Origin of the sequence: Bowmanella yangjiangensis (assembly GCF_017255015.1) — a bacterium.
Lineage (GTDB): Bacteria > Pseudomonadota > Gammaproteobacteria > Enterobacterales > Alteromonadaceae > Bowmanella > Bowmanella yangjiangensis.
The window spans coordinates 1-1,030 of sequence record NZ_JAFKCS010000285.1 but is presented as its reverse complement, the minus strand read 5'-3'; the positions used below and the strand labels follow the sequence as shown (position 1 = coordinate 1,030).

Here is a 1,030-nt window from a genome sequence, read left to right as displayed (position 1 = left end):
CGTGATCCAGGCGCGCTGGCCAGGAGCTTGGCGGTCCTGGCCACCCGCCTGCGAGCAGACAATGCCGGTCGTATGACCGGCATTGTTCATCTGACGGCCACAAGACGGGCTGCTCGTTCGCAGCGGTGTCACTCGTGGGCGAGTTGTGCACAGATTCTCGGTGCCGCGGCGTACAGGCAGGAATAGTGGGACAGCCCATCCAGGCGCTCGACCTGTGCCCCTTTCGGAAAGCGCTCGGCCAGGTATTCCGCCATGCCGATGGGCGCCCAGTTGTCCTCAGTGCCGTGCCACAGGAACACAGTTCCCTGGCGGGCGAAGAGATTGGCTGACCAGGGTTGCAGGTACTGCCGAACATCCCGTGTGTAGCCGGTGACGCCCCAGGCGAAGCCTCGCCGCAGCACGCGCTGGATGAAAACGCTGAAGTCGGGCGATTGCACCAGCGCTTCGTCCTGGCCTCGGGCACTGGCGAACAGCATTCGAAACAGCATGTGCGGTGCTCGCCTGGCCAGCAGCGCCTGCCACCTGGCCAGCCAGCGGAACAAGATCGGGCTGTGCCTGGCCAGCGAGAAGACGGCCTTGCCGGCCATCTCATCGACGAAATCCCCGGCATCAAGAGGAGCCGCCGCCGCAACGAGATGCAGCCGAGCAACCTGTCCGGGCATGAGTGCGCTGACCTCCAGTGCGACATGAGCCCCGAGGGAGAACGCGATGAAGTCGACCGGGGCGCCTTGCACGGTCTCGTCGATCGACTGGGCGATCTGCCGGTAGTAGTCGGTGCCGGTTGTCGAGCGGTCGATAGCGAAGCGATCGAAGCAGAGAACACGCAGTCCCAGTTCGCGCGCCGGTGCCTCGAGGATCGCACTCTCGTACGGTGAGCCGGGCACCCCATGGAAGTAAACGACGGGTTTGCCAGCAGGTGTTCCGTATTCCGTGAATTCCATTTCGAGTACCGGGCAGTGTGAGAGCCCTTTCTATCACTGTCGTGAAGACTGCGCGCCAGGGCGAACGGCCGCACTGCGACGATGTCTTC

1 protein-coding gene is annotated in these 1,030 nt (G+C 64.0%); it reads right to left on the bottom strand.

The genetic code is table 11. The features are described 5' to 3' along the window. Positions 1–128 precede the first annotated feature (128 nt). Positions 129–941: an alpha/beta fold hydrolase gene (locus J0A65_RS24010; protein WP_206596786.1), complete on the bottom strand. Its 813-nt coding sequence runs from the start codon at positions 939–941 to the stop codon at positions 129–131. Positions 942–1,030: the final 89 nt, after the last annotated feature.